General features: G+C 60.4%; 14 protein-coding genes. 11 read left to right on the forward strand and 3 right to left on the reverse strand.

The window, feature by feature from the left end:
• Positions 1-57: 57 nt before the first annotated feature.
• From XH88_RS11165 to XH88_RS11175, 3 genes are read left to right on the forward strand one after another with little or no spacing between them, the layout of a single operon-like run.
• The gene (locus XH88_RS11165) at positions 58-2,811 is read left to right on the forward strand and encodes a decarboxylase (RefSeq protein ID WP_271615412.1); all 2,754 of its coding nucleotides are present in this window, start codon (positions 58-60) and stop codon (positions 2,809-2,811) included.
• Between the two features lie 12 nt (positions 2,812-2,823).
• Positions 2,824-4,524 carry an aspartate:alanine exchanger family transporter gene (locus XH88_RS11170; RefSeq protein WP_271615413.1) on the forward strand — a complete coding sequence of 567 codons (1,701 nt, stop codon included), beginning with the start codon at positions 2,824-2,826 and terminating at the stop codon, positions 4,522-4,524.
• Positions 4,525-4,548: 24 nt separating this feature from the next.
• Positions 4,549-4,974 (forward strand): hypothetical protein, encoded by a 426-nt coding sequence (locus XH88_RS11175; RefSeq protein WP_271615414.1) that lies wholly within the window; start codon positions 4,549-4,551, stop codon positions 4,972-4,974.
• Positions 4,975-5,039: 65 nt separating this feature from the next.
• Here XH88_RS11175 and ppk2 read toward each other — a convergent pair whose 3' ends face one another.
• Both ppk2 and XH88_RS11185 read right to left on the reverse strand, forming a co-directional pair.
• Positions 5,040-5,813: a polyphosphate kinase 2 gene (gene ppk2, locus XH88_RS11180; RefSeq protein ID WP_442868436.1), complete on the reverse strand. Its 774-nt coding sequence runs from the start codon at positions 5,811-5,813 to the stop codon at positions 5,040-5,042.
• Positions 5,814-5,884: 71 nt separating this feature from the next.
• Positions 5,885-6,337, reverse strand: a complete 453-nt coding sequence (locus XH88_RS11185; protein WP_271615416.1) for a hypothetical protein — start codon at positions 6,335-6,337, stop codon at positions 5,885-5,887.
• Between the two features lie 149 nt (positions 6,338-6,486).
• On the opposite strand from XH88_RS11185, the gene XH88_RS11190 reads away from it, so the two are divergent.
• The 8 genes from XH88_RS11190 to XH88_RS11225 all read left to right on the forward strand — a co-directional run bounded on the left by XH88_RS11190 (position 6,487) and on the right by XH88_RS11225 (position 16,102).
• Positions 6,487-6,945: a hypothetical protein gene (locus XH88_RS11190; protein ID WP_271615417.1), complete on the forward strand. Its 459-nt coding sequence runs from the start codon at positions 6,487-6,489 to the stop codon at positions 6,943-6,945.
• The gene (locus tag XH88_RS11195) at positions 6,938-8,173 is read left to right on the forward strand and encodes an HlyD family secretion protein (protein ID WP_271615418.1); all 1,236 of its coding nucleotides are present in this window, start codon (positions 6,938-6,940) and stop codon (positions 8,171-8,173) included. The genes XH88_RS11190 and XH88_RS11195 overlap by 8 nt, the downstream gene beginning before the upstream one ends.
• Before the next feature lie 70 nt (positions 8,174-8,243).
• Positions 8,244-8,618: a hypothetical protein gene (locus XH88_RS11200; protein WP_271615419.1), complete on the forward strand. Its 375-nt coding sequence runs from the start codon at positions 8,244-8,246 to the stop codon at positions 8,616-8,618.
• Between the two features lie 96 nt (positions 8,619-8,714).
• Positions 8,715-10,619 carry a sensor histidine kinase gene (locus tag XH88_RS11205; RefSeq protein ID WP_271615420.1) on the forward strand — a complete coding sequence of 635 codons (1,905 nt, stop codon included), beginning with the start codon at positions 8,715-8,717 and terminating at the stop codon, positions 10,617-10,619.
• Between the two features lie 104 nt (positions 10,620-10,723).
• On the forward strand, positions 10,724-12,379 hold the full coding sequence (locus XH88_RS11210; protein ID WP_271615529.1) for a DUF3300 domain-containing protein: 1,656 nt from the start codon (positions 10,724-10,726) through the stop codon (positions 12,377-12,379).
• Positions 12,376-13,290, forward strand: coding sequence for a DUF2950 domain-containing protein (locus XH88_RS11215; protein ID WP_271615421.1), 915 nt, complete (start codon positions 12,376-12,378; stop codon positions 13,288-13,290). The genes XH88_RS11210 and XH88_RS11215 overlap by 4 nt, the downstream gene beginning before the upstream one ends.
• Before the next feature lies 1 nt (position 13,291).
• Positions 13,292-13,735: a hypothetical protein gene (locus tag XH88_RS11220; RefSeq protein ID WP_271615422.1), complete on the forward strand. Its 444-nt coding sequence runs from the start codon at positions 13,292-13,294 to the stop codon at positions 13,733-13,735.
• 1,698 nt (positions 13,736-15,433) lie between these two features.
• Entirely contained in the window at positions 15,434-16,102 is a 669-nt protein-coding gene (locus XH88_RS11225) for a response regulator transcription factor (protein WP_271615423.1), read from the forward strand.
• 995 nt (positions 16,103-17,097) lie between these two features.
• On the opposite strand, the gene XH88_RS11230 is transcribed toward XH88_RS11225, so the two are convergent.
• Positions 17,098-20,136: a response regulator transcription factor gene (locus XH88_RS11230; protein ID WP_271615424.1), complete on the reverse strand. Its 3,039-nt coding sequence runs from the start codon at positions 20,134-20,136 to the stop codon at positions 17,098-17,100.
• Positions 20,137-20,604 lie beyond the last annotated feature (468 nt).

The following is a 20,604-nucleotide window of genomic DNA, read 5'->3' on the forward strand; positions in this document are numbered from 1 at the left end:
GCCCCCGGGCACGCGGCCACGATCCCGCATCATTTGCCGATGGATCGGGAGAGCGATATGTCCAAGGAATCGAAGCCCGCACAGAAGCGTATCGATCAGTTCTTTTCCGGTCCCGGGGGGCGGGCGGACGCTTGGCGCGATCTCGTGGAGGCAGCGAAAATCTGGGCGCGGGTCGGCCATCGCGCGGCCTACGATGCGGCGCTGGCCGAGCTCTCGATCACCGAAGAGTTCCATGGCTATCCCGGTCTGCACCTGATGTCAGCGCTGCGGGAAGCGGCAGCGGCGGGCGACGGATCCACATCGTTTGCGCTTGCAACGAAGATCGCCCAGGCGCTGGCGACACGTTCTTTCCGCCAGCATGCCGGCGACTGGAGCGCGAAGGATGAGGGCAATGGTGATGTGCCCGAGCTGGTACCGCCATCGTTCGGCGCGCATACATTGCGCCGGCCCTATTTCGAAACCCTCATCGTGACGGGCGTGTCATCAAGTCAGTGGCCGGCACTCGCCGCCGAATGGCGCAAGCTGCGCCGCCCGGTCGATGGCTTCATCTACGAGCCCGTGATCGTCGGCAGCCTTGAAGACGCGTTCTGCGCGACCATGCTCAACCCCGACATCGCCGCCGTTATTATCAACGATGGCTTCGGACTGCGCTCGCGGCACGATGCGCCGGTGCTCCGCTCGATCACGGCCGCGGCGGCTTTGAATGACGAATCCGACGCGTCCGCGCTGCGGCTGGCTCAGATCATCAAGAAGGTTCGTCCCGAACTCGACCTCTACATGATCTCGAACCGCGACGTCGAGGAGCTGGCCGGCAATCCCGACGCCAGCGTCGTTCGCCGCATCTTCTATTCGGTGGAAGAGCTCCTGGAGCTGCATCTGTCGATCCTCGAAGGGATACAGGACCGCTACGACACGCCGTTCTTCGACAATCTCAAGAAATACGCGCAGCGTCCGATCGGGACGTTCCACGCGCTGCCGATCGCCCGCGGCAAGTCCATCTTCAAGTCGGATTGGATTCGCGACATGGGCGAGTTCTACGGACCGAACCTGTTCCTCGCTGAGAGCAGCGCGACCACCGGCGGACTTGACAGCATGCTGGAGCCGACCGGGAACATCAAGAAGGCGCAGGAGAAGGCCGCCCGCGCCCTCGGCGCCGACCGAGTCTTCTTCGTCACGAACGGCACGTCGACATCGAACAAGATGGCGGTGCAGGCGCTGCTTGCGCCCGGCGATATCGCGATCGTCGACCGCAACTGTCACAAATCCCATCACTACGGGATGGTGCTTGCGGGTGCCCAGCCGCTCTACGTCGAAGCTTTCCCGATGACCGAATATTCGATGTACGGTGCCGTGCCGCTGAAGACGATCAAGCAGGCGCTGTTGAGTGCTAAGGCCGACGGCCGGCTCGACCGCGTCAAGATGGTCGATCTGACCAATTGCACCTTCGACGGCCACATCTACAACACGCGCCGCGTGATGGAGGAATGCCTTGCCATCAAGCCGGACCTGATCTTCCTCTGGGACGAGGCCTGGTTCGGTTTTGCGCGTTTCTCGCCGTTCCTGCGTCGTCGCACGGCCATGGGCGCCGCCAACGAGATCGAAGCGTGGATGCGCGATCCGAAGTCCGTCGCGGCCTATGACAAGCAGCAGGCCGAACTCGGCAAGAACCCATCGGACGAGGTGCTGCTCAAGACGAGGCTCATCCCTGATCCGCGGCAGATCCGTCTCCGTGTCTACCAGACCAATTCGACCCACAAATCGATGTCGGCGATCCGGCAAGGCTCCATGCTCTCGGTGAAGGACGTCGAGTTCCATACTGTCGAACAGCAGTTCAAGGAAGCGGTGTTCACCCACGCCTCCACCAGCCCGAACCAGCAACTCATCGCGAGCCTCGATATCTCGCGGCGGCAGATGGAGCTTGAAGGTTACGGGCTCGTGGCCAATGCAATCGAGATTGCGTTCGCCATCCGCCACGCGATCAACAACAATCCGCTGATCTCGAAATACTTCCGTATCCTGGGCGCAGACGCGATGGTGCCGGCGCAGTATCGCCAGAGCGGCTTCACGGATTATCTCGCGGCCGGCGTGAATTGGGCGAATACGCTTAAGAGCCTCGACGAGGACGAGTTCTGCCTCGACCCGACCCGGATGACGCTGGTTTGTGGAACGGCCGGCTACGACGGCACCCAGTTCAAGGGCATCCTGGCAAGCGAGTACAATATTCAGGTCAACAAAACCTCGCGAAACTCGATCCTCGTCCAGTCCAACATCAACAATACCCGCAGCGACGTCGCCCACCTCATCCGGGTGCTTGCCGAGATCGCGGGCGAGGTCGATCGCGGGTTGACGCAAGGCGGCGCGAACGCACGTAAGACGTTCGAGGCACGGGTCAAGAGCCTGATGACCGACGTGCCGGACCTGCCGAACTTCTCGCATTTCCACCCGAGCTATCGGGGCGACGCGGGCAGCAAGACCAACGAGGGTGACATTCGTAGCGGGTTCTATTCGGCTTATGACGCAACGGGTTGCGAGCACATTCGCCTCAACGATCCCGAGATCGATCGTCGCCTGAAGGCAGGACCGGAACTCGTCTCGGCGAACTTCGTCATTCCGTATCCTCCTGGCTTCCCGATCATGGTGCCGGGCCAGGTCATCACGCAGGAAACCATCGACTTCATGCGCAAGCTCGATGTGAAGGAGATCCATGGCTACGACGCCAAGGAGGGACTGAAGCTCGTGCGCACCGAAGCCTTGGCGAAGATCGGCAGGCCCAAGCCTGCGGCAGCGCCGAAGCTCAAGGCGGCATCTTAGAGGGGACCGAACATGCAGAGCTTTTTCACATTCCTTCAGCAGTATCCATACCTGCTGCTGTTCTTCGTCGTCGGCCTCGCCGTCTATATCGGCCGGGCCAGTGTCAAAGGTTATGGTCTCGGCATGGTCGCCGGCGCCATCGTGGTCGGCGCGGGAATTTCGGTCTGGGCGTCAAGCTACGGGGTGAAGCTGGAGTTGAACAATTTCGCCAAGAGCCTGTTCTACTATCTCTTCATGTACGGCGTCGGCTTGCGCGTTGGTCCATCCTTCGTCAACAGCCTGCGGGGCGACGGAGTCAAGTTCCTCTTCCTCGCAGTCGTATCCAGCGTGCTGGGCCTGACGTTGGTCGTGCTTGGCGCGAGGCTGTTCGCATTGCCGCCGGGTGCGGCCGGCGGCATGCTCGCGGGATCGCAGACGATGTCGGCCGCGATCGGCTCGGCGGAACAGGCGGTGACTTCAGGCGTCGTGAAGCTGCCTGCGGGCATGAAGCCCGAGGAAGCCACCGGCATGATCGCGCTGTCCTATGGCATCACCTATATCTGGGGCACGGTCGGCATCATCCTGATCTGCAAATATCTGCCGCGCTGGTGGGGGATTGATGCCAAGGCCGCCGCGAAGCAGTATGAGCAAGAGTTCGGCGTCAAGGATCTCGAGGGCGGCGGCCTGACCGGCTATCGCCCGTTCGGGCTGCGGGCCTATCGGCTGGAGAATCCAGCAACTGCCGGGATGAGCATCGCAAAATTCCGGGCGTTGAACCCGGAATATCGGATCGTCAACGTGGGACGGAACGGCGAGCTGCAAGGTGCTGACGCAGACCTCGTGCTGCAAAAGGGCGACATCGTCGCGCTTGGCGGCTCGACCGAGCATCTCACCGACAAGATGGGCCTGATCGGTCCCGAAGTCGCCGACGCCAGGACGCTCGGAATTCCCATGGACCAGGCGGACATCCTCGTCACCAACAAGGACATGGTAGGACGCACGTTCGAGTCCTTCCGGGACACCGCGATCGCCGGCCAGTTGCAGGTCACCAAGGTCGAGCGCGGCGGCGTGCAGATTCCGGCCGGTCTGAAGACCAAGCTGGAGCGCATGGACATCGTGTCGGTGGTCGGCCTGAAGTCCGCGGTCAACGAGCTCGGCGACATGTGGGGCCGCATTGCGCGGACCAACACGTCGACCGACCTGCTGACCTTGTCGGTCGGCATGATCATCGGCTTCCTGATCGGCATGGTCGAATTCCCGGCATTCGGTGCCAAGGTCGGCCTCGGCAATGCGGGCGGTCTGTTGCTATCGGGCGTGATCGTGTCCTCCATCGTGTCGCGGCTGCGCTTCTTCGGCAACACCCCGAATGCAGCCCGCAACGTGCTCGAGGATCTCGGTCTCGTCGTCTTCGTCGCCATCGTCGGCGTCAACGCCGGCGCGGGACTGTTGGCGCAACTCACGGGCGCCGTCGCCTTGAAGATCTTTGTCGTCGGCTTCATCGCCTGCACGATCCCGCCGTTCATCGTCTGGGCGATCGGCTTCCACGTCTTCAAGATCAACCCGGCGGTGCTGATGGGCGGCGTGGCGGGAGCGCGATCACATTCCGGCCCGTGCCGCGAGGCCGCGGTCGAAATCCAGAGCACGGTACCCTGGATCGGATTCCCGGTCGGCTACGCCGTCTCGGGCATCCTGCTCACGATCTTCGGTTACTTCGCAATGCTTCTGGCTCAATAGGTGAGCCAAACTCAGGGGAAAGTCATGAAGAAACTGGTTGCTATTGCCGCTCTACTCCTCGGTACCGCTGGCTTCAGCGCGCCCTCGCGCGCCGAAACCGGCAGCGTCGCCGTGGTCTTCACCAAGGGCGGCTTCATCGTCGGTGTGGGGGGCGGCGAGGGCGTGCTGCACCTTCGCGGCAGGAATTATCCGTTCACGGTGTCCGGCATGAGTGTTGGTTTGACCGTTGGAGCCTCGACGACCAAGCTTGTCGGGCGCGCGTTGAACTTGCGGGGTCCGGCATCGATTGAAGGCTCCTATGTCGTGGGCGGCGCCGGCGGAGCCGTTGCGGCCGGCGCAGGAGCTGTCCAGCTGCAAAATGCGAACGGCGTGATCCTGCAGCTCAGCGGGCCGAAGGTGGGCGCCGAGGTGTCGGCGGCCGTCGGCGGGGTCACGATCCGATTGAAATAGACAGGGTCCAAACAACAATAGGCCGCGCGCTGCGCGGCCTATTGTTGTTCGATCTGGATCCTTGCTCAGTAACGCTCTTCCACGAATTTCATTCCCTGTAGGCTGGCCTGGTCGTTGTAACGCCCTTTCTCGGACCGCGGCGGCAACTTGACCTTGTCTTTCTTGATCCGCTTGTAGGGGATCGAATCCAGTAGATGCGCGATGCAGTTGAGCCGCGCTCGTCGCTTGTCGTCGGACCGGACGATGGTCCAGGGCGCATGCTGGGAGCTTGTTGCCTCGAACATCAGGTCCCGGGCCTTGGAGTAATCGTACCAGCGCCGGTAGGACTCGGTGTCCATCGGGCTCAGCTTCCATTGCCGGAGAGGATCGTCGATCCTGGCTTTGAAGCGCCGCTCCTGCTCTTCCATCCCGACTTCGAGCCAGATCTTGACCAGGATGATGCCGCTCTCGATGAGATGTCTCTCCATATTCGGGCAGAGCTCAAGAAAGCGCTGGTGCTGGGCGGACGAGCAGAAGCCCATCACGTATTCGACGCCCGCACGGTTGTACCAGCTGCGGTCGAAGATCACGATTTCGCCGCCGGCCGGAAAGTGCTGCATGTAGCGCTGGATGTAGAGCTGCGACTTCTCTCGATCGGACGGTGCGGGGAGCGCCACGACGCGGAACACGCGCGGACTGACCTTTTCGGTAATGGCCTTTATCGTGCCGCCCTTCCCCGCGGCATCGCGGCCTTCGAAGAACACCACCACGCGCAGCTTCTTTTCCTTCACCCAGTCCTGAAGATGGCAGAGCTCGACCTGGAGCTTCTCCAGCTCTTTCTCGTAAACCTTGCGTTTCATCCGCGCGCCAGTTCCGCCCTTTGCCATGCCTTTCCTTTCGCCGTGTCGGTGAGGATCGGGAAGAGCGACGCTCAGCCCCAGGAAATCGTAATCCCGATGTCGCCGGGCACGCCGCCAGGGAAATCGATGATCTGGTAACCGATGCGATAACCGCGTGGCTTCAGATAGTCGGTCCAGAGCTGGAAGATTTCTTTCGGGATACCGGTCAACGTTTTCTCCCAGCCCGCTTCCTGCTGGTTGATGGCACGGCCCTTGTCGGTGCACAGCGTGTTGGGAAAGCGATAGACCAGCACCTCGGTCAGCCCGTTGCGCACCGCACGCTGGATGATGGTCGCGGCAAGCTTGATTTTCTCCTCCTCGGTTTTGCCCGATGGTTTGCTCAGCCGCTCGATCAAGGCGCGCTTTTCGTCCTCCGCTGCAGCGGCGAGCTTCGCATATTCTTCCGCCTTTTCGGCTTCCTTGAGGGCAGCTTCCTTGCGGATCTGCGTGGCGTTGGGGATCAGGGTGTCGAGATTGGCGGACATTGCCGATGCCTCCTGCTGCTCTGTTCATGCGAGATAAGGCTAGGCGAGGCGGGCGCCATTCCGTTGATTCAAATCAAGCAAAGCGGTACCCTGGGGCAGCAAAGTAAGGCCAAATTCGTGACTGCTGGGTCCCCGATCAGGAGAGCGCGTTGAGCGAGCAGCTTCATCCAATGGCACCGCATCATTTGCCATTCTTCATCACCTCGCCGGGCGAGACGGATGCGCTGATGATCGTGACGGGCATCATCCTGATCGTGGCCGTCTTCGCGGTAGGGCTGTTGTATTGGCACTTGCACAGCCTGCCCGAACGCATGGCGCATAAGACCCAGAAATTGCAGTTCGAGATTGTCGCCGTGCTGGGGCTTATCGCTCTGTTCACGCACGAACATCTGTACTGGATCGCGGCCCTGGTGCTTGCGCTGATCGAGCTGCCGGACTTCGGAACGCCGCTACGCAGCATTGCCGGATCGGTGGAGAAGATCGCAGACGGCGCGCCACCAAAGAATGCGGACGAATTATCGCAACCAAATGCGGGAGTGGCCCCCGTGGCGGTCGGTCGGAATGAACATGACCTGGACGCGGAGCAAAAGGTGCGTAGCCATGCTTGAGCTTATCATCTGCTCGCTTCTGACCATTCTTCCCGACTATCTCTACCGGCGTTTTGCCCAGGGCAAGCGGTTCGGCAAGGAGATCACGATCTTCTCCGTCTGGTACGAGCTGCGCTGGGGCATCACCGGTTGCCTGATGCTGACCGTGGCCCTCATCACCAGCGTGTTCTTCTTTCATCCGGCGACCTCAAACGCGGCGCTGCTGTTCCGAACCGTTCCGATCCTGCCCGAAGGATCGGGCCGTGTCGCGGAGGTCAACATCGGCTACAGCCAGGCCGTGAAGCAGGGAGATGTCCTCTTCAGGCTCGACAATTCAAGACAGACGGCAGCGCTGGAAACGGCCAGGCGCAAGGTCGTCGAGGTGGATGCGTCCATGGCGTCGGCAAAAGCCGACGTCGTCAAGGCCGAGGCGCAGATCCAGGAGGCGAGGGCCAACTATCAGCAGGCCAAGGACGAGCTGGACGTCAAGACCGAGCTGCAGCGCCGCAATCCCGGGATCGTGCCGCAGCGTGACATCGAGAAGCTCCAGGTCGTGGTCGACCAGCGTCAGGCCGGGATCGACGCCGCGACCGCTGCGAAGGAAACGGCGACTTTGCAGGTGTCGACGCTGCTGCCCGCACAGAAGGCGAGCGCTGAGGCCTCACTGGCCGAGGCGCAGGTCGAACTCGACAAGACCTTCGTTCGTGCCGGCGTCGATGGACGTGTCGAGCAATTTCTCGTTCGCGCTGGTGATGTCGTAAATCAGCTGATGCGGCCCGCCGGAGTTTTGATTCCTGAAGGTTCCGGCCGCGAGCGGCTGCAGGCTGGCTTCGGCCAGATCGAAGCAGGCGTGATGAAGGAGGGCATGGTCGCCGAGGCGACCTGCGTCTCCAAGCCATGGGCCGTGATTCCATTGGTGGTAACCTCCGTGCAGGACTACATCGCGGCCGGCCAATTTCGGACCGGCGAACAGCTCATTGAGGCGCAGAACCTCGCGAAGCCAGGGACGATCCTGGTGTTCCTCGAGCCGCTTTACAAAGGCGGCCTAGACGGCGTGACGGCCGGCAGCGCCTGCATCGTGAACGCCTACACCAGCAATCATGACGAGATCGTCGATCCCAAGACGTCGACCGGCCGGCGGATCGTGCTCCATGCCGTCGACGCGATCGGCTTCGTCCACGCGCTGTTGCTGCGGATCCAGGCTCTGTTGCTGCCGTTCAAGACGCTGATCTTCAGCGGTGGCCACTAATCAAAACTGATTTGAAGGGAATTCGTGGATGTCTGGATTTGGGAAGTCGGTCGTTGCAGTCGCGCTCTCAATGTCCGCAATATTCGGATCAACCGGGCGCGCCGGTGCGGTCGATCTGAACGGCGCCTGGGCCACCAGCGCCGATCAGTGCGAGAAGGTGTTCACCCGTGAAGGAGGAAAGCTCGGTTTCGCCGAGATGTCCGAGGTCTATGGCGGCGGCTTCATCGTCGACGGCGATCAGCTCATAGGCAAGTTCGCGCGCTGCAAGGTCAAAGCCAGAAAAGACAATGGCACCAGCGTCAACCTGATTGCAGCCTGCGCCACCGACATCATGCTGTCCAGTGTTCAGTTCAGCGTGAAGGCCTTGGACGCAGACAGCATCGCTCGGCTCTTTCCAGGTATGGAGGACATGGAGATCAGGTATCACCGTTGTCCGTCGCAGTAGGCGGTCGAGAACAGCGCCGGTGCAACAGGTACTGGCGCAGCTGCGCCCAAATGTGCTGTGATGGTGCGGTCCGCAGGAGGTCGTCGGAGAGATACCATGACCGGGCGCAATTCCGTTGCGTCGGCCAAGCGGCGCGTAGCCGAGGTTGCGCTGCTGTGTCTCGGTTTGGCGGTTTGGTCGTATCTTGGAGTGGGGCCAGTTAATGCTGCCGGACAGGGCGAGGTCAATAGCCGCGCACCCAAGCGCGTGTTGTTGCTGCACTCCTTCGGGCGGGATTTCCTGCCCTGGAGCGAGTACGCGCGCAGCATCAAGACAAATCTCGAGCAGCGCTCGCCCTGGCCGCTCGACATTCAGGAACATACGCTGCTCACCGCGCGGTTCACCGAGCCAGGTGCTGAAGGCCCTTTCGTCGAATATCTTCGCTCTATGTACCAGGGGCGTCCGCCTGATATCGTGATGAGCATCGGGGGACCTGCCGCTGGGTTCGTGCAGAAGCATCGAGCGGAGCTGTTTCCGAACGCGCCGATGGTCCTCACAACGGTCGAAGAGCGGCTGATCGACCGAGCGAGCCTGACCGAGCGGGACACGGTTGTTTCGGTTCGCAACGATTTTGTCGCGGCATTCCGCAACGCTCTTCAGGTGCTGCCGGATACGCGGACGATCGCCCTCGTTATCGGTGCGTCCGCGTTGGAAAAATTCTGGCTTGAAGAGGTCAAGAAGGACGTCGAGCCGCTCGAAGATCGTGTCTCGTTCGTCTGGTACGGTGATCTGCCGTTCGACGAGATCTTGAAGCGGGCCTCGGCGCTTCCCCCGCATACGGTACTGTTTTGGGGCTTGATGTCCGTCGATGCGGCCGGCGTCGTCCATGACGGCGATCGCGCGCTGCACCGGCTCCGTGCTGTCGCCAATGCTCCCATATTCTGCTTCGAGGAGTCGTTCTTCGGACGCGACATCGTCGGCGGTCCCATGCATTCCATTCCCGAACTGGGCGAAAAGACCGCCGATGCGGCCCTCCGCATCCTCGGGGGCGAGAAGCCTGCAGACGTCAAGATCGAGCCGATTGCGTATGCTGCACCGAAGTACGACTGGCGCGAGTTACAGCGATGGGGAATCAGCGAGAGCAACCTGCCTAAGGGCAGCGAGGTCCTGTTCCGGGAGCCTGGCATTTGGAAGGAACACCGTTGGCAGCTGGCTCTGATCGCTGCGGTGATCCTCATCCAGGCAGGGCTCATCAGCGGTTTGCTTCATGAGCGTCGGGGGCGACGCCTTGCCGAAGTCGAATCCCGAGAGCGCCTGGCCGAGCTCGCGCATGTCAATCGCTATGCAGCGGTCGGAGAGCTGACCGCATCGATCGCCCATGAGCTGAATCAGCCTCTTGGTTCGATTCTGACCAACGCGGAGACGGCAGAGCTGATGCTGAGGGGCACTGCGCCCGATCTTGTCGAAATCGGCGAGATTCTTGCCGACATCAGGCGTGACGACCAGCGTGCCGGCGAGGTGATCCGCCGGTTGCGCAGCGTGCTCAAGAAGGCGCCGTTCGAGATCAAGGATATCGAATTGAATGAAACGGTGCGGGAAGCGATCGGCCTGGTCGGTGATGTGGCCGCGCGGCGCAATATCGCCTTGGCGTTCTACGCTCCGCCGGAGATGGAGCTGCACGTCAAGGGTGATCCTGTGCAGCTGCAGCAGGTCGTTCTCAATTTGATCCTCAACGCGTTGGAGGCGATATCGGAAAGCCAGGCAGGCAAGCGCGAAGTCAGTGTCACGATGGGGCGCTCCGCAGATTCTGCCGAGATCCGGGTGGGCGACACGGGACCAGGCATCGCAGTTGCCGATCTCAAAACCATCTTCGAGCCCTTCTTCACCACCAAGCCGGAGGGCATGGGCATGGGGCTGGCGATCGTGCGAACGATCGTGGAGGCGCACCACGGCACGATTTCCGCGGAGAACCAGCCGTTTGGCGGTGCGCTGTTCACGGTTCGCCTCCCGATCGCGAGTTAGCATCCCGCGCTGCAATGGGCGACGCTCCTGTTTCGTTGATTTTTGTCAATGAACGTCCCTCTCTCGGTCTCATGCTTACCGGCAGGACTGAAATGGAGGATGCGATGATCCGCTGCGGCAAGACGTTGCTCGCGCTGGCGCTGGTGCTGGCCGCGCCGGTTTGCGTGTCGGCCCAGACAACTGACAAGTCGGCCGGACCAGCCCCGCAGGCGCAACCGGCAAGTCCCGCAGCGCCGACGGCTGAGCTCCTCAAGCCCGAACAACTCGAAGCTCTGGTCGCGCCGATTGCGCTCTATCCCGACGAATTGCTGGCCAACGTGCTGGCCGCCTCGACCTATCCGTTGGAGGTGGTTCAGGCTGATCGCTGGCTGAAGGAACGCAAGCATCTCAAAGGCGACGCGCTGAAGACGGAGGTGGACAAGCAGGGCTGGGACGACAGCGTCAAGGCGCTGGCCAGCACCGCAGATGTCTTGACCATGATGAGCGACCAGCTCGACTGGACCAAGAAGCTTGGCGATGCCTTTCTCGCCCAGCAGCCGGATGTGATGGATGCGATCCAGCGCTTGCGTACCAAGGCCTATGACAACAAGAAGCTGGTCACCACCAAGCAGCAGAAGGTCAGCATCCAGACTCAGGAAGGCAAGCAGGTCGTCGTGATCCAGCAAGCCGATCCCGCTGCGATCTACGTGCCGTACTACGATCCGGCCACCGTCTACGGGAGCTGGCCCTATGCCGAGTATCCGCCCTACTATTGGGGCTATCCGTCCTATATTGGTGCTGGAGTGGTCGCAGCTGGCATCGCCTTCGGCACGGCGTGGGCGATCGGACGCTGGGGCAATTACTGGGGCGGTGGCTGCAACTGGGGCAACCGCAACGTCTACGTCAATCACCGGACGACGAACATCGGCAACGGCTGGCAGCACAATCCGGCGCATCGACAGGGCGTGCGCTACAACAACGCGAACGTTCAGCAGAAATTCGGCAATAACAATCTGAAGGCGGGCGCGTCGGACCGGATGGACTTCCGTGGTCGTGACGGCAAACAGGTGCTGCGCCCCAACCAGGGGACGGGAGACCGAGCGGGCGACCGCGGCGGCGACAGGGCCGGCGATCGTGGTGGTGCCGGTGATCGCACCGGCAATCGGGGAGATCGCCCGAGTGCGGGTACGCGCGACCGGCCGGGCGGCGGTGATCGGGGCGGCACGGGTGATCGGGCCAAAGGCGGCAACAAAGGCGGCGGCGACCGCGCAAAGGCCGGAAAGGGCGGCGGCGATCGTGCAAAGGCCGCGAACCGCTCCGGTGGTGGCGGCAATCGCGGCGGCGCGATGAGCGTCTCCTCCGGCCGCTCGGCGGCAGCGGCATCCGCGCGCGGTCGCGCCAGCATGGCCAGCATGCCGCGCGGTGGTGGGGGCGGCGCGGCGATGCGCGGAGGTGGAGGCGGTGGTTTCCGCGGAGGTGGCGGAGGCGGTCGCGGCGGAGGCGGCGGTGGCCGGCGCTCCGATATCGCGCTGAAGCACGACATCGTCCTTCTCGGGCACCTCGGCAACGGCCTCGGCTACTACCGCTTCAGCTATATCGGCAGCGACAAGGCCTATGTCGGCGTGATGGCGCAGGAGGTCGAGCAGGTGAAGCCTGACGCAGTGACACGCGGCAGCGACGGCTATCTGCGCGTCTACTACGAGAAGCTCGGGTTGACATTCCGCACTTACCGCGACTGGCTTGCTCACGGTGCGAAGCTTCCCGCGGAGGTGATGCCATGACGGGTCTTAAATCGTTCTATCGCTCGGTATTGCCGGGCATCACGGCGCTGGCGCTTCTCGGTTCGGCATCCCACGCGCAGCAATCCTACAAGACGCCGGAGGATGCGGCCGCCGCGCTTGCGGCCGCGGTCAAGAGCGGACCGGCCGGCATCCTGAAAGTGCTCGGCAGGTCGGCAGAGGACATCGTTTCCTCCGGCGACGAGGTCGCAGACAACGATATCCGCCAGCGCTTCAGCTCGATGTATGATGCCAAGCACGGCATCAAGGCGGAAGGCAACAAAACTGCGACCTTGCTCCTGGGAGCGGATGATTTTCCGTTCCCGATTCCGCTGGTCAATACCAAGGCCGGATGGGAATTCGACACCGACGAGGGGCGGATCGAAGTGCTTCGCCGTCGGATCGGGCGCAATGAGCTCGACGCGATCCAGACCGCGCTCGCTTACGTCGATGCGCAGAACGAATATGCCGACAAGGACCGCGGCGAGGGCGCCGGCGTCTACGCGCAGCACATCGTCTCCTCGCCCGGCAAGAAGGACGGCCTGTTCTGGCGTGACGACAGCGATCCGAGCCCGCTTGGGCCGCTTGCGGCGCAAGCCTCAAGCGAGGGTTACAAGGCCGGGGAGGGGATGATGCCCTATCACGGTTATTACTTCCGGATACTGAAGGGACAGGGACCGGATGCCCCCGGCGGTGCCGTGAATTACGTCATCAAAGGCAAGATGATCGGCGGTTTTGCGCTGATCGCCTGGCCGGCCGAATACGGCAATTCCGGCGTGATGACCTTCCTGGTCAATCATGCCGGCGTTGTCTACCAGAAGGATCTCGGCAAACGCACCGACATTGTGGCCAAGCGCCTCACGCTGTTTGATCCCGACCAGACTTGGAAGAAGGTCGACGCTGGGAAACCCTGACATGATGAGTGCCTTGCGGTCGACCATTCGCCTTGCAGCGATCTGTTTGTTTGCGGTGAGTATCCTGGCGAGCCCCTCGTTTGCGCAGGCCTCTGGCCACGTCCGGGTCAAGATCGTGAAGGCCGGTCTGCTGGTAGGCGGCGGCGCCGGCAGCGGCGTATTGAGCTATCGCGGCCGCAGCTACCCCTTTCGCGTCACAGGAATGAGCCTCGGGATTACGGCGGGCGCTACCGTCGGTCGCCTGGAAGGCTGGGCTTCCGGCATCAGAGATGTCCGCGACTTCGCAGGCACCTACAGTTCGGTTGGCGGTGGTGGCTCCCTCGTCGGCGGCGTGGGTGGCATCCAGCTACGAAACGACAACGGCGTCGTGATGATTCTGCAAGGACCAAAAGCCGGACTGGAGATGGCTGCCAATCTTAGTGCGATCGTAATTTCGCTGAAGTAAGGCAGTTTGCATTGTTTCTGGATAGAAGCCTTTCTACATGTGGAATGGCTGTTGCGCTGACGCCTGCTTCTCTCGGAGGACGGTCTGTGCTGAACTGCCGATCGCCGCGTTCGCAAAGCGCCGAGGTTCGCGTTGGACGCACCCTGACTACATTATGGTAACGTGCAGTCAGGTCAGGAGCGATGCCAAATCGCTTACCTCCTGATTGCTCTTATCCCTGGGCAGCGCTCAGGGACCTCAGCGCTGCCTTTTCCTGCTGGGGCCAGTAGATCTTGAATGTGCTTTGCGTGCTCTTTCGTCAGATTTTCCGCAAGATCCATCCCGAGTAACGCCGGTCCTCTCCTTTCGCGATCGTACACCATCCAACCTTTGCCACCCATTCGAATGAAAAATCTGCTCTGTGATACCGTTAGGTTGGCCACCGATTAGGACTCCTGCTCGTGGGCTCAAGAGGAGCAATCGTACGAACGAGCCCCGGGCAAGACATTTGTGTATGTGAATCGGATCAGGAAAAGTTGGCAATGCCCTTTCGAAAGGATCGAAACGGACAGAACACCCGTCAGCTCACAAGAGAATTTGATGCGTATAGCGCGCAAGCAGTGTACTCGGTGGGCCAGAGAAGCGCTCCGGAACGCCACGCCGACTTAGGATATTCGCTGGCGTTCGTCGTAAGGCGTTCACGAGCTGTATCGATCAGCCTCCGGAGCGATTTAGCGGTGAGACGTGCCGTTGCTCGTTGTCTGTGAGAACATCCGACGCTTGTTGCCGTGGTACCGATTCGAATAGCTGTACTTACATCACCGCACCGCGCGGGTTCACAACTGTATACCGGCGCATCGTTCGTTGAAGAAGGCCACATGCCGGAACGTGGCTGCAGATGCGATTCGCTTCACGTGCCGATCAGGGCTACGTAGTCCATATGAAGAGTAATTGGACCCTTCGAGCCGTCTAACATCACGCGAAGGCTCTTGGTGTAGTATCCAGCCCCCATCACAGTGCCGGTCCTGCCGGCCAGTCGAGGACCGGCTGCTGGCTTTATTTGAATTCGTGAGCCCGGCGGAAACTTGAGCTCGGTTTCGGCCGATCCTGACATGCTAGCCTCAGCAGCGAATGACCGCATTCTGATCGAACAACTTCAGCGCCGCAAAGTGACCGAACGGCGCATTGATAGGGACACACTCGACTGACTGCCGCGCAGGAATTTCCGATTGGCAGAAGAAGGCCTCTCGCTAGCCTCCGTTTAAGAACTGGATAAGGTTAGGCCCGATATTTCGATTATGCCTATACCTTTCGTCATAGGCGCAACTATGCCTTTCGTTATAGATTGCGTCCGGCCTTGAGCACGGCGACCGATACTTGGTAGCTTGACCAAATATTTGATCTGAGCGCGAGCGACGATATCTACTCAACTTTCGAATGTCCGGTCATGAGCCATAATGGCTCGCTAGCAGCGCTCTTCGCCATCGCCAAGCTTGCGCTGAAACTAGGTGGTTGTGCATTCACCCCGGATTCATACGGTCTTTGGGTCCAGAAAATTCATGTATTGTCGGAGCTTGTTCAGGCTTGTGCGGTGGTTGTCCTGGGTTTTGTCTGGCGCCGAGTAACAACTCTTGATAGAAAGTCCGTTTTGAACGATCGGTTTCGATAAGTGTTTTAGCTTCACTAGGCGTATTTTGGGCGGCAGATTAAGGAGCGCCGATGCGTCGTGCGACTTTAGTTATTGCGAACCAACATCCTATAGTTTTGCAAGGACTCGCGAGTATCCTTGCTTCAGAATCCGACTTTGAGGTCGTTGCGTCCTGCGGCGATGCTGCGAGTTGCATCGAAGCAATATCGACGCTCGCGCCCGACATCGCGATCGTGGATGCGGCGCTATTGAACTCGTTCAGCGGTCCGGAAGCTCGATCGACGCGTTTGGCGTTCTTCGGGGCCAGCGAGGATTGTGATGTTCTGCCGACCCTCCCGATGGGGTGTAGTGTTCTTCTGAAGGAGATGGCGGGCCCTGCCTTGGTGCAATGCTTGCGGGCGATCGCCAATGGTGAGACTGTCGTGCCGGGACCGCCCACTGCTCAAGCCCAAGCTCGGGAGCAGAGTCGGAATCCGGAAACCGCACTCGCGGCGCTCACCGAGCGTGAGCGGCAGATCATACGCCTTGTCGCTCGTGGTCTCTCCAACAAGGAGATCGGCCGGCGACTCAATATTGCCGACGGCACGATCAAGGTGCACCTGCACAATGTCTTCCAAAAGCTCGCAGTCAGCAATCGCACGGCGCTTGCTGCCCTCGCCATCTCCCACGATGACCGCGCCCATGCTGCGGAGGACAAACCTGCGCGGGCCAAACCGGATCCGATGACCGGAGAGCGTTAACACATCGTCTAGCGTTTGAACGCGGCGCAACATGAAGCAATTTTCGCCGAAACGCAGCTGAACACCATGCTCCGCATTGGATGCCGGGGATGCAGGTTTGTCAGTCATCCTGCGACTGAGAACTGGCGAATGACCAGCGACGGCCGCCAAGCCCGGGGCTGTCGCTCACCTCAACCTGCCAGGCGACATGAGCTAAGAGGGATCCGCCACGTCATTCTTGAGCAACTCGCCGCCAAGTTCAATCGCTGCGCTCCGCGCGGCGAAAATGTCCAAAGATCCAGCCTGACGTCATCTAGAACTGAAGCTCCGTCGTGGATATGAAAGAAACACCGCGGCATCGATGTCTCCGGACAATGCGAACCCTCCGATGACTGCACCGAGCGCTATGCATCAGACGGGCTTGTCGCGCCACAATGGGAAACGTGGCATGTCGCTATTCCAGGCCAAGACATCATCATGGATGGGTACCTCCAAGTTGATGTGAATGATCAAGAATTCAGAATGAACGCCTGCTCCTCTGTGATTACCATGACAGTGCGTCGACGGAGCCCACTTCGGCGCAGCTTTGCGGCCCCGGCCTGCGAATCCTACCCCCGGGGCCGCAATCTTTGGTAAGGAAGCTTGGTCATACATCGCGGTCCGTCGCGAAAATGCCTCAGACGCCCCGTCCTGTCCTGCGATCACCAAGATCTATATGCAGCAACCGAGGGACCTCGCGCAAAAATGCCAAGCCGAGCATGCCTCAGGGCAGGTCGTAGTAATGGTTGATATTGTCCAGTCCGATGACCCGACGTCCCTCGTCTAGGGCGGTGCCGCCGAAGACATATTCGAGGGCGCTGTGCCTATTGCCTCAATGATAAAATCTGGCGAACGATGCCGTCGGGCTTTCGCTCCTCCTAGCAGGCTTGTCGGGGCGCTCCAGATCAGAAGACCCGGCCGGTAAGCTCATCGCTGTCGCGTGCTTGCCGATCTCTGGTCAACGACAATGCAACGCTCTAAATCAGAAAGTCATTGGGCGCGGATACATGCGGACCGTGATTGCCGTGGTTGGGCGCGTGCTCGTCCGGAACTATGCTGACGATCATCCCGAGGGTCTCTTGCTGACTCGGCGGAGCGCGCAGATCGATCGGAATATTGAGCTCGCTGTGCTCAACCGCCGCGCCGAGAGTGGAGGAAGCTGACGCGCTATCGAAGCGGAACGCCGGCTCTTTATCTGTACCGCCTGTCTCATATGCGGCTCTAGCCGACTGTGCGGCCTCTGGAACGATCACAGCAGAGGGCGTGGCCTGCTGGGCTTCGCCACCGATTGTGACGCCCGGCTCCGCAATGTCAGCTGCTTCCGGTGCGTTTGCAGAATCCGAGTGTCCGGAGCTCCCATGTTCCACGCTGCCTGCTTCTGCCGCCTTCGAGGATCCTTGCGCAACATCTGATGTCAGAGTGTGATGTTCGGCATCATTTCCGACGTCGTTGCCTGGTTTGATGCCGGCTTCGCTCGACGCCGCGGCGGCCGCCTTTGCAGATTTCGGCTCCGAACTATGTTGCAGATGACCACCTCCGGTGTTGCCGCCAACCGGCGGCATAACGTCAGCTGCTTCCGGCGCGTTTGCAGAATCTGAGTGTCCGGAGCTTTCATGTTTCACGTTGCCTGCTTCTGCCGCCTTCGAAGATGCTTGCGCAACATCCGGTGTCGGAGTGTGATGTTCGGCATCATTTCCAACGTCGTTGCCTGGTTTGATGCCGGCTGCGCTCGACCCCGCGGTTGCCTCGTTTGCTGATCTTGCCTCCAAAGCGTGCTGTGACTGCTCGCGGTTCGCATCAGCAGGCGTTGCAACGCTCTGCCCGACAATATCACTGGACCCGGTCGATAAAATTCCGGTGTCAGCATTGACCTGCTCACTCTCCAATGAGGGATTTTCAGTCGCCGTCACCCTCGCGCCAAGGGCAAGCTCGATCGACAATGCGTGAGCCGAAACGGCGGACGCACCGTCGGGCTCTTGCGTTGCACCCGCCGTACCGCCATCGGGAGCTCTGAACCTCGTCGCCGCCGGGAAGTCGGTTCGAGCCTGCCCGAATTGAACCTGAAAACTGTCATCTGCGAAAAGGGTCCCAGCTCCGACCTCCGTGAGTTTGCCTCTGCTTGCCCCGATACCAAGATGGTCATCGTCCGCACTTTGAGGAGTGTCATTCAGTGCGGTTGCCGATAACAGTGTTTCCTGGAGTTGCTCCAAGGTAACAGCGGCAACTGTGACTTCTTCCTGGGCGACACAATCCGAGGCCGCGATAGAAACTATCCCTTCCAGATGGAGTTCGAGCAGGTCGCGATCCCCGATATCAAGAACACGATCGGTCGAATTCACATACACGATCGTTTCGTTGGTCGCGGAGTGATAGATCCAAGCGAGTGTATGTGGCGGCACAGACCCGGTTGCTGCTGTCATATGCAACCAGGCGAGCCCTCCGAAAGCCGCAAGATTGATCCTGCTGGACCCGGATCCGAAATTGAAGACAAAGTCGGCAGAGGTAGAATCGGAATCGGCCCGGGAGCCATGAGCAACATTTTCGCTAGATTTGCTCTCCATGGCTTGATCGCGGCCATATCCGCCAATGCTGGCATCGTGCCCAGCGTCCACCAAGCCAGCAGGTTTCTGGAGGGTGTCACCCCCGGCGCCATGACCAATTTGGCCCCGAGCGTTTTCTCCAACGGCGCTTTCTCTTTCAGTCGTGACCACTGCGGAAGGTAGACGGAACTGAGGCGAAGCGAGGCCACGGGGTGAGTTGGCTACAAGATTGGCGTCAGCACTGGTGGCGGCGACTACGAAGCTGTCAAACGATGCGCGATCCGTGTGGTACGTCTGCTCGGCGAGATGGGGGTCGTTCACGGCGTAGATCAGCGCACCGACGAGAGCGGCGAAGGTGCCATACCCACCGTATCCGAACGTTGGATCGGAAGTAAGCTGCGGAAGACGATGTTCGGGTGACGGATCGCCAAGTTGGGTGTCGCGGGTTCCTCGCAGCAAGGGCGCAGGAAGACTGGGCGTGCTTGATCCAACAGGGCCGTGGTATGTCCATTGCTTCGAGACTGTAGATTGCTCAGTCGTGCGCAGCGTTTCTATGGATGTCGGGGCTGAGTTCGGCCTGACCAGAGAATCTCTCTGGGTGAGCGGAGGCCCCGCGCGGCTTTCCCAGGCGAACTGGTCCCGGAGAATAGCTCCTTTCCATGGCCCATATCCGGCGTGCTCTCCAGTATGGCCGATGCCGTTATCATCCGGAGCGATGTCGTTCGCTTCCGATCCCTTGAGTTTGTCTGCAACTGCGAGCGCCAGAAGGACGATCGAGAGCGTGCCTAATCCGGAGCGGGGCCGCAACAATGCGAGGGCCGCGAGCACAGTTCGGTTGGTGATCTCAAGCTTCTGAAATATGTTGTAAAGGTGAACTTTGACGGTACCCGGCGAAACGTTCAGCTCGCGCGCGATTTCCTTGTTCGACTTTCCTTCTGATACCAATCGTACAATTTGGCGTTCCCGGTGCGTCAATTGCTGTAGCATCTTTTCAATTTCGCCGCCGGTGACGACTTCCTTGCCGGTTGGCGAAAGATCAAACTGCTCGGGCGATACACTCCGCTTTACGCTCCGCCTTGTTGTTAATCTCAATTGGTGCAACAGAGTGGCAGGCGAAGCATGCTTCGAGATCGCGCTGCAGGCGCCAGCAGCAAGAGCTGCGGTAAGATCGTGGTCGGGTTCGGGCTCGAACTCTGTAAAGAACACCAATCTCGTGGAAAGATTCTCAGCTTTTGTAATGGCGAGGATCCCGGACACCGTCAGATCTGGCAGCGTGTCAGCAACGAGCGCGGCGTCGGGCGTCAAATTCCGAATCGCTTCGAGGCCGCTAGTGCCATCACGGCATGATGCGACAACCTCAAAGTCCCGCTGTGTCCCCAATACCGACTTCAGTCCGTGTAGAACGACCGGTTGTCGATCGATGATCACAAGCCGGACGCGCTTGGATATCCCGTGCTTCGCAGACCTGTCTAACATGGACTCTGCCTCGGGACCGGCCGCCGATGCGCTTCCGCATGTGGCCGAGGTCGCGTGAGGTATTAGAGAACAACTAATTCAAGAAATAAAGAGAGTTAGGGACTTGTTCGACTTGAAATTGTGTTGTTTTTGAATACTCTTTAGGTAAGAAACTGTCGTTTGACCCGATGGCCGTTGCGATTGGTTGGCTTAAATGCCTACCGCGCGAGCGATATCGAAGCCAACTTGGACATGTTTGCCGAAGAGGCCGTGGTTCGCTGCGGCTGCTGTGACGGGCGCGTCAAATCCATTATCAGCCGCGAGGCACTTCGTCCCGATTGGGTCGATCGCTTTCGGGGATCATCTGGCAATCACGTTGCACGATCTCAATCCTTGGCACGGCGGCATCATTATCTCGTGCGTCACTCGTACCGGTCTCATGAGCACGTTTTTGCGTTCGACGTCGCCGGAAGATCCAAGGAGCTTGAC

It is taken from the genome of Bradyrhizobium sp. CCBAU 51627, from assembly GCF_028128765.1.
Classification (GTDB): Bacteria; Pseudomonadota; Alphaproteobacteria; order Rhizobiales; family Xanthobacteraceae; genus Bradyrhizobium.

Excerpts from the sequence above, each read along its gene's own strand:
- XH88_RS11205 (WP_271615420.1), top strand. The coding sequence starts at position 8,715 with ATGACCGGGCGCAATTCCGTTGCGTCGGCCAAGCGGCGCGTAGCCGAG.
- XH88_RS11225 (WP_271615423.1), top strand. The coding sequence starts at position 15,434 with ATGCGTCGTGCGACTTTAGTTATTGCGAACCAACATCCTATAGTTTTG.
- XH88_RS11220 (WP_271615422.1), top strand. The coding sequence starts at position 13,292 with ATGATGAGTGCCTTGCGGTCGACCATTCGCCTTGCAGCGATCTGTTTG.
- ppk2 (WP_442868436.1), bottom strand. The coding sequence starts at position 5,813 with ATGAAACGCAAGGTTTACGAGAAAGAGCTGGAGAAGCTCCAGGTCGAG.
- XH88_RS11175 (WP_271615414.1), top strand. The coding sequence starts at position 4,549 with ATGAAGAAACTGGTTGCTATTGCCGCTCTACTCCTCGGTACCGCTGGC.
- XH88_RS11185 (WP_271615416.1), bottom strand. The coding sequence starts at position 6,337 with ATGTCCGCCAATCTCGACACCCTGATCCCCAACGCCACGCAGATCCGC.
- XH88_RS11215 (WP_271615421.1), top strand. The coding sequence starts at position 12,376 with ATGACGGGTCTTAAATCGTTCTATCGCTCGGTATTGCCGGGCATCACG.
- XH88_RS11210 (WP_271615529.1), top strand. The coding sequence starts at position 10,724 with ATGATCCGCTGCGGCAAGACGTTGCTCGCGCTGGCGCTGGTGCTGGCC.
- XH88_RS11200 (WP_271615419.1), top strand. The coding sequence starts at position 8,244 with ATGTCCGCAATATTCGGATCAACCGGGCGCGCCGGTGCGGTCGATCTG.
- XH88_RS11170 (WP_271615413.1), top strand. The coding sequence starts at position 2,824 with ATGCAGAGCTTTTTCACATTCCTTCAGCAGTATCCATACCTGCTGCTG.
- XH88_RS11195 (WP_271615418.1), top strand. The coding sequence starts at position 6,938 with ATGCTTGAGCTTATCATCTGCTCGCTTCTGACCATTCTTCCCGACTAT.
- XH88_RS11165 (WP_271615412.1), top strand. The coding sequence starts at position 58 with ATGTCCAAGGAATCGAAGCCCGCACAGAAGCGTATCGATCAGTTCTTT.
- XH88_RS11230 (WP_271615424.1), bottom strand. The coding sequence starts at position 20,136 with ATGTTAGACAGGTCTGCGAAGCACGGGATATCCAAGCGCGTCCGGCTT.